The organism is Paraburkholderia sp. CNPSo 3274 (assembly GCF_024206475.1).
GTDB lineage: Bacteria > Pseudomonadota > Gammaproteobacteria > Burkholderiales > Burkholderiaceae > Paraburkholderia.
In genome coordinates this window covers 23,982-32,087 of the sequence record NZ_JAMBPR010000081.1, presented here as the reverse complement: position 1 = coordinate 32,087, position 8,106 = coordinate 23,982, and the positions used below count along the sequence as shown (strand labels likewise).

Below are 8,106 nucleotides of genomic sequence, written 5' to 3'. Positions count from 1 at the left end.
CCCGCCGGATAACCCAGATGGTGTCCAAGTTCGGCACCCAGCGCCCGCTCGATCAGCGCCTTCTTGAACGCGGCTGAAGCGGCGTGCACCGCTTCGGCGGTCATGGGTCCCTTCACGAACTGGTCGATCAGCTCCTTCGGAATGGACGGTAACGCTGTCTGCGCTTCGGTAGTTGTCTTGGGTTTGCGTGGCATACATGCTCCTTGAGCTACATGTTATGCCTTGAACACAAAATCTATGACAGACCCATGATTGTAGAAGCTCAACCAATCAATTACCTCGTCCATCGCTTCGCGGCGCGTCGCAAAGCGTTGACCAAGGATGCGGGCTCGCTTGAGCGAGCCCCACAGGCTCTCGGTCGGCGCATTGTCCCAACAATTTCCCTTGCGGCTCATCGAGCTTTGCATGCCGTAACTCTTGAGCAGTGCCTGGAACTCGGCGCTGCAATATTGACTCCCACGATCGCTGTGCAGGATCAGGCCGGCCTCGGGGCGACGGCGGAACCACGCCATACGCAACGCATCAGAAACCAGCTCCGTGCGCATGTGCGGCTTGAGCGACCAGCCCACGACCTGACGGCTAAACAGGTCCAGGATGACGGTCAGGTACAGCCAGCCTTCGTCGGTCCAGAGGTACGTGATGTCTGTCGTCCAGACCCGATCGGGCCTGTCCGGCGAGAACTCACGCTGCAGCAGGTTCGGTGCGACCGGCAGGTTGTGCCTGCTGTCGGTCGTGGCCTTGAACCGGCGCTTGGTGCGCGCCTTGATGCCATGCAGTTTCATGAGCCGTTGAACCCGGTCCTTGCTCACACGGATGCCTTGAGCCAGCAGTTTCTTCCAGACGCGCGGCCAGCCGTATTCGCCTTTGGCTTCGGCGTACACGGCACGGATGTGGACCAGCAGTGCGTCGTTGCTGACGTATCGGCGCGGCCGCTCGGGATCGACATCGAGAGCCTTGCGACGGTGATAGCCGCTTGGGCTCACGCCCAGCGCCTGGCAGGCTACGGAAACCGGCCATTGGCGGCTGTGTCGTTCGATCCACGCGTACTTCACACCGACTCCTTCGCGAAGTACGCCGTCGCTTTTCCCAGGATATCGCGCTCCATCTTCACGCGGGCCAGTTCAGCACGCAGCCGGGCTATTTCCATCTGTTCGGGCGTAACCTGTTTGCCCGCTCCGTTAAGCTTGCCGGCATCGTCGGCCTTGATCCAGCTGTTCAGCGACTGCGTACTGATGCCCAGAATCTTCGCCGTCGCCGACTGGCTCTGGCCGTTGCGCACCATGCGCACGGCCTCCATCTTGAATTCCAGCGTGTAACGCGCCCTCGGGTTACCCATCGTTTCTTCCTCCTTCACAGAGTTTTACACACTCTCAGCAAGGGATACGTTTTTCGAGGGCAAGGTCAGCGGGGTGGCGAAGTATCATCCCTGATCAACCCGGGATGCCGGATACAGTGCCACGCGCGGAGCAGGCAGATGAATCTCGAAGACTACGAACGGCATGGTCAGGGCGCCTACGCCGCGTTCGCATCAACCGTTGCCGCCATACTGACAGCCGCAATCAACGCCGATCGTAACGTGCTTCGACTGCAGCAGGTGAAAGCCCGCGCGAAGGAGCTGGCTTCCCTGCGTGTAAAGCTGGAAAAGAGGGGGAAGCAGGGGACGGAGGCACTCGAGGCACAGATCAAGGACCTTGCAGGCTGCCGCGTCATCTTTTATACGGACAGTGACGTCAACCGCTTCATCCAGTCTGGCATTGTTGACGGGAACTTTGAGGTACTGGAGGTCAGGATCCACCACCCGCGACGTGAAGTGGACGACGCTGCAGAACTATATACGTCCAATCACTATGTCGTGAGTCTGAAGACCGAACGTCTCGCGTTGCCGGAATACGCACATTTTGCAGGAATGCGTTGCGAGATCCAGATCCAGACGATTCTTCATCACGCGTGGGCAGAGATGGCGCACGACACGATCTACAAGGCGCCTGAGCTCGCCCGCTTCGGTGGCAGGGCATTCAACGACATCAAGTCACGCTTGGGGAAAGTCGCCAAACGGTATCTTGTTCCGGCCGGCTTTGAATTTCAGAAGATCGCGAGCGATTTCCAGCGACTCATCGAAGGGAAGGCGCTTTTCGACGGCAATGCACTCGAGGTAATCGTCGAGGCGGCCGACAACAACGCGCGCGCCGATGCGATCGCATCTTTCGCAGAGCGCGTCTTACCGCTGCATGACGATCTGCAGAGCTTCTACCCGGAAGTCGTCGAGCGTCTGCTCGCGGCTGTGGACCGTGCACGCGAAACAGGGCCCGTGTCGATCGAGACGCCCTTCGGAATTCTGGAGGGCAAGACATCGGGCGATATCGTCCGGGCAGTCGTCGATATCCTGACGAGTTACCGTTACCTCGGCGTGGATGTGACGTTCGACGCGCTGTGCCGACTCTACTGCCAGGCACCATCCAGCGACGAGGACAGGCGGTTGATCGCACTGGGCAAGCGACTCGCCCGGCATGAACTCGCGATCTGGCGTCAACACGGCCCCGTTGTGCAGACCATGCTCCTCGAGCGCATGGAAATGCTGGACGAGGAGCGGCGCACCGCCCTGGCGCCGCTTTTGATGGCGATGCTCAAGGAAATCCTCGGCACGCAGGTCGAGGGAATGACAGCAAGTTCGTCCGCCGTGACCCTGCAGCATGGCGCGGTGGCCGCGTCCGAACTTCTCCGGGCGATCAGGACTAAAGCGCTGGGTCTGCTGAAGCGTCAGTTCGAGCTGCCGACAACGGATGCAGCGCGGAGTGCCGTTCTGCGCGCCATGCAAGCGGGCACACAATTACCGTGGCGCGGCATGTACGGCAATGAGCTGCAATGCATGGTGATGGATGACATGCGCGAGGTGGTGATGTTTCTCACAGGGATATCTGCGCTATAAACTCAGCCTGCGCGATCTCGTCGAGATGATGGCTGAGCGAGGGTTGTCGCTTGCTCACACGACGATCCTGCGTTGGGTTCGGCGCTATACCCCCGAGTTCGTCAAGCGCTGGAACCACTTCGCAGCGCCTGCGGGACGGTCCTGGCGGGTTGACGAGACGTATCTCAAGATCCGGGGAAAGTGGGCTTATCTGTATCGGGCGGTGGATAGAAGCCGCCAGACGGTAGACTTCGTACTCAGGGCAAAGCGCGATGTGGCTGCAGCGAAGGCCTTTTTCAGCAAGGCAACCAGGCATCAGGGCCGGCCACCGAAGACGGTCACACTCGATGGGTATGCCGCGTCGCATCGGGCCGTGCGTGAGATGAAAATAGATGGCCTGCTTCCCGAGGACACGAAGGTGCGCTCCTCGAAGTACCTCAACAACCTGATCGAACAGGACCATCGAAACATCAAGTCCAGAACGAACGTAATGCTCGGTTTCAAACGGTTCAGAAGTGCCGCGACCACGATTTCAGGCATCGAGTTGATGCATCGCATTCGCAAGGGACAGTTCGACCTATCCGCTCTCGCGCTTGAAGACATCACTGCTTTCTCTGTCTGGGATGCTGTCCTTTTCAACCGATAAGGTATCCATATCTATTAGCGATATCGCGCACACGCCATCTATTTGCACCAGATCCTGACACAGTGCGGCATCATCTGCTGCTCGACAAGGTGGCGCGGCGGATCAATGATCGGGATGTCATGCATCTGCTGAAACTGATGCTGACGGCATCGGGCAAACAAGGCGTTCCGCAAGGCGGGGGGATTTCGCCGCTACTCAGCAATATCTATCTCACCGAGCGGCCCGCTGCGTTCGATGAGGCGGGAGCTGGAAACGCGGCCACGGCAGCCGGACTGAGGCCCACTGCGAAAGCAGTGGAACTGCCACCGGAGTCTAACGTGCGCGCGCCAGTTCTCGACCCTACAAGACTAGACAACGGAAAGTTCGCTGGCCCGGCCGGCGCTGGAAAACACCGACATGGACGACGACGATCGCACAACTTCGATTGGCCTGGCTCGATATGCCTATGAGTACATTGAGGCGGCTTCGGTTGTCGACCAAGCCCATGCGGAGAAGCATCCTGGTAGTCAAATTTCGCCGATACCCGCCTACTTTCTCGTGCATCACGGCGTCGAACTCACGCTCAAGGCCTATCTCCGCCATTCTGGTGTGACTGTACGCGAACTGGGATCTAAGAAGTACGGTCATGATGTGCATGCATGCTATCGCAAGGCGAAGGAACTGGGCCTGCTCCAGATCTTTAAAGAGACATCAGACGATTTGAACGCAATGCAGATGCTCGTCAGATTGAATGAGCTGCACGGCCTTCGCTATATTCGAACTGGAATGAAGCGATTTCCGCTGTGGTCGATAGTTGAGCCGTTGGCTGTACGGCTCCATCAAGCGGTGGCTCCGGTGGTGGGATACCGCACCTTCGCGAAGGCGTACGGGAGAGGCAATTCACCGAGTACTGCGCACAGTGAAGATGGGCTTGCTGCGAAGTTTGACATCTTGGCTCGGGCGTTCGACGAGCCTTCGAAATGACCGGTAAAATTCAGCAACACAGATGATGCAGCTTGAAGAAGCGAAAGGGCGAATGACCGCCACAACTCCGGAAATAGCCTGACTGGAAACCTGACCCTACGGCCTATAAGATGCGCGACGACTTCGATTCAAAGACAAGGAACGCACTCGCTGCTCGGGCGAACTATCGGTGCTCGTTTCGAGGATGCGATTGTCCAACATCGGGCCACTAGCGATGAATCGGACATGGGGGTCGCAAGCATAGGCGTGGCCGCACATATTCATGGCGCCGCCGAGGGGCCAGGGAGCCGGCGATACCTGAAAGAGATGACCTCAGATGAGCGGCGGCATATTAGCAATGGTATCTGGCTGTGCAGCAATCACAGCATCCTCATTGATCGGGATGAGGTGACGTACACCCCGGATGTCCTTCGGGCCATGAAGGAAGAACACCTTCATAGGGTGGGTCTTCAGCTAAGCGCGGCTGGGTCTTCCAGTGCGACTTCCGCGGTACATTCAGACCTGATCGCGATCGGGCCTGAGGTCATCTGCACCGGGCGTTCTGTCGACGCTGAACGCAGTCTTGCGCAGCGCGCTTTCCTCCGGGCTCTCGCCTGCCCGGACGATGTCGTGAAATAAAATTCGCATGATGCGGCCTCAATGGCCTCAATGTTGGATCGGCAGGCGTTCGCAGTTTAACGTCTCTTTGGACGCGACGCCGGCTAACCCTGTGCCCCGCAATAACTGAGAACGAAAGTGATTCCCGATCCCCGTGGGCAGCCAAAACCCGCGTCCTCGAGTTCATACTGCAGGCGGAAGAGAAGCGGAACCCCACGCCTTTTAACAGTCCCCACCCAGCTAGCCGGCACACGTCCTCCGGCAGTTCGTCCATGCGCACTTTGTACAGGATCACCATGTTCGCGGCGAGGTGGTTGTACTTGGGGCGGTCTGAAGAAAGGGGCGACAAGATGCTCGTCGAAATGACCCGAAGCCGCCTCAAAAGGTTTGGACAGTCCTCAGAAAACCTGAAGCGAGTCAGTTCGTCCAGGCTCTTCAGCCTGCTCATCATCGGTTCTCAATTCGTTCAGCCCAACACCTTAACCGATTTGCCCACGCGCTATTGGCACCGCAGCCCTTGATCTTCAGCAAGGAGCGTCTTCATTTCGTCCTCCTTGACACACGCACCCTGTATCGTGCAGCAATAGGGCATTCCGTGAGGAATATGTAGCCATGCCGAAAATCGATGCAGGATCCCGTACGGAGGCGCTAGATGTAGCATCAGTTCTGCGCCCGCTGGCGATGTCCTTAGCGCTCCCGTTGCCTCCGACCCACCGCAACCATCGTGCAGCACCATACTTCTCCCACTAGCGCGGTTGGTGTGTGGCCGGCCAAGCTGGAGAACGACAGGCGCTGCGTCACACGGACGCAACTTGGTTGCCGCGTCATTGGAAGCAGCCGAGGCGCGAACTGCGGTGCCGGCGTTGACGCGACAATTGGGCATGAGTCACACAAAAGCGCTGGCGACGCTCGGTCCAGTGCTTGGGCACCGGGGACTGGAAATGTCGTCGATTGTTGGAACTTCCTCGCGTCCGCCCGTTTCACTACCCCCTCGCCTGCGAGACAAGATTGCGGCTGTCGAAGGCGCGATGCACGAAGCGAAAGCGCCGCTGAGGCAGTACGCGCAAGCGGCGACTATCCGCGTACGGCATCGTGCCACGCAGGAGTCTTCAATAACGCACTTGACATCGCAAACCTGAATGCGTTGGCAGATGTCGAGACTTCGCGAGGAGGAAATGGTGGATGGCGCTCGGCCGCCAATTGCACTTGGACCGCCGAGACAAGTATGGTTCAATTCTGCCGGCCAAAGGCGACTGCTCTTGATCACACTGCGGAGGGAGTCATGTCGATGCATTCATAATCACACCCCAGTTCCGAGGATTTCGGCCCGGTGCGGGCAACATTGGAAATGGCCAAAGCTCATCGACTCCCTCTACGTGCCCATTCGTGATGACGTCATCGATAATTTCCGCTTTCAGTTGAGCTTGCGCGATATCGAGGAGTTGCTCTTTGAGCGCGGGGTGATCGTGAGCTACGAGACGATCCGATGCTGATGAGACAAATTCGGCAAGAGCGTGGCGCACCGGGTGAAAGCCGCGCGGCGCAAGCCCGGTTCAACCTGGCACCTTGACGAGATGTACGTCACGCTGCGCGGTGAACCGTATCTGCTATGGCGAGCGGTGCACGAGCATGGCGCCGAACTCGACATCCTGGTGCAGAAGCGGCGCGACACGGCCGCGGCCAAGCGCTTTTTCAAGCGGGTGCTGCGCTCAAACCCGGTACCCCGCAAGATCGTTACCGACCAGTTGCGCAGCTACCCGGCGGCCAAAGCCGAAATCCCGGAGCTGGCGAGCGTGAAGCATGTGTTCGTTAAAGCGGCGGCCCGGGTGAACAACCGCGCCGAGAATAGCCATCAACCCACGCGTGAACGCGAGCGGCGCATGCGCGGCTTTCGTGAGCCGAAACGCAGAAATTCCTTTCTTGCTTCGGGCCAATCCGCCAACATTTCCCGCTCAAGCGACATCTGGTGCGTGCTTCGCTTTATCGCAAACAGCTTGCCGCACGATTTGTGGCTTGGCGCGAATTCACCGATGCCACCCAAAATCCGTCCTTCGCTTTCTGATTACCCGGCCTGCAGGCCATCAACTCGTCTCATTTCGCTGAGTTGACAATGCCCGGCCAACGCCACCCCGCCAGCCGACGCGGAAATTGCCAACGATGGACATATTACCGACGAGCCCGCACAACTGAACGACATCGGCACCCATTGGTACCAACACTCCGCGCGGCCCGGCCAGACGCCGGCGGTCACGTGGTCATTCGATGTGGCACGCGACGCGGTGCTGACTATTGGCTCACCCGGCAGGACTGCAACCCTAATCGGCAGCTTGCGCGCTACGCGTTGAAGCCAGAGCCTATCGCACCTGTCGGTTACGTCGCCATGCTCGCCCGAACTCGTGGGCCCAGCTTCGCGCCTATCCTGCTGTGACCGACCTCGTCGTGCGGGCACACAACGGGGTGACCTGCGGATTGCCGCCGTTCACTGCTCGACAAAACCAGATTCTCGGCGCCCTCGGCCGCGGTCTCTCATGCCGGAGCATTGCTCGGGAACTGTCGATCAGCGAGTTCACCGTACGCAAGCACCGAAGCAACATGCTCACTAGGCTCTGCTTACGCAATGTTGCCGAACTCGTCACTCATGCACGGCGACAGGGATGGTTAATGCCACCCACCTTACTCGAAAAAAGACTGCTCCCTATCGGCACGTGAACATGAAGTAACAGCGCTCGTCGTTGAAGGGCGAACCAGTAAAGAGATTGGACGCCTGCTCGGCATCACTGACCTCACTGTGCGCAAGCACCGCGAGAATGTTCTGCGGAAGCTGGACTTGCGCAGCACGGCCGAACTCGTCTCACGGCTATCCAACCCGGGTTTTGGCGATGTCTGAACAGCGTGCGTCTTACCCGATACGACATCGGGAGTATTGAAGACCTCGGCCAATATAAGCACGATAGCCAGAACAAACCGGACGCATTGAGCTTACCGGCATAACGCG

Annotated in this window: 4 protein-coding genes and 5 pseudogenes; 6 read left to right on the top strand and 3 right to left on the bottom strand. The window is 58.8% G+C overall.

Annotation, left to right across the window (positions count from 1 at the left end):
- Positions 1 to 194: pseudogene (locus tag M3I54_RS36580) on the bottom strand (IS256 family transposase); the annotation flags it as partial.
- A 54-nt stretch (positions 195 to 248) separates the two neighbouring features.
- Positions 249 to 1,336 (bottom strand): annotated as a pseudogene (locus tag M3I54_RS36575) (IS3 family transposase); the annotation flags it as partial.
- 138 nt (positions 1,337 to 1,474) lie between these two features.
- Between M3I54_RS36575 and M3I54_RS36570 the strand changes: the two are divergent.
- The 3 genes and pseudogenes from M3I54_RS36570 to M3I54_RS36560 all read left to right on the top strand — a co-directional run bounded on the left by M3I54_RS36570 (position 1,475) and on the right by M3I54_RS36560 (position 4,514).
- Positions 1,475 to 2,926, top strand: a complete 1,452-nt coding sequence (locus M3I54_RS36570; protein WP_254344579.1) for a hypothetical protein — start codon at positions 1,475 to 1,477, stop codon at positions 2,924 to 2,926.
- Positions 2,913 to 3,551, top strand: a pseudogene (locus tag M3I54_RS36565) (IS6 family transposase); the annotation flags it as partial. The gene M3I54_RS36570 and the pseudogene M3I54_RS36565, both read left to right, overlap by 14 nt.
- Positions 3,552 to 3,947: 396 nt before the next feature.
- Positions 3,948 to 4,514 (top strand): hypothetical protein, encoded by a 567-nt coding sequence (locus tag M3I54_RS36560; protein ID WP_254344577.1) that lies wholly within the window; start codon positions 3,948 to 3,950, stop codon positions 4,512 to 4,514.
- Positions 4,515 to 4,826: 312 nt separating this feature from the next.
- On the opposite strand, the gene M3I54_RS44985 is transcribed toward M3I54_RS36560, so the two are convergent.
- Positions 4,827 to 4,952: a hypothetical protein gene (locus tag M3I54_RS44985; RefSeq protein ID WP_302057177.1), complete on the bottom strand. Its 126-nt coding sequence runs from the start codon at positions 4,950 to 4,952 to the stop codon at positions 4,827 to 4,829.
- Between the two features lie 1,565 nt (positions 4,953 to 6,517).
- Between M3I54_RS44985 and M3I54_RS36555 the strand changes: the two are divergent.
- The 3 genes and pseudogenes from M3I54_RS36555 to M3I54_RS36545 form a co-directional block, all read left to right on the top strand.
- Positions 6,518 to 7,173 (top strand): annotated as a pseudogene (locus M3I54_RS36555) (IS6 family transposase); the annotation flags it as partial.
- A gap of 362 nt (positions 7,174 to 7,535) precedes the next feature.
- Positions 7,536 to 7,820, top strand: coding sequence for a LuxR C-terminal-related transcriptional regulator (locus M3I54_RS36550; protein WP_309249219.1), 285 nt, complete (start codon positions 7,536 to 7,538; stop codon positions 7,818 to 7,820).
- A 43-nt stretch (positions 7,821 to 7,863) separates the two neighbouring features.
- Positions 7,864 to 7,998 (top strand): annotated as a pseudogene (locus tag M3I54_RS36545) (LuxR C-terminal-related transcriptional regulator); the annotation flags it as partial.
- Between the last annotated feature and the right edge of the window lie 108 nt (positions 7,999 to 8,106).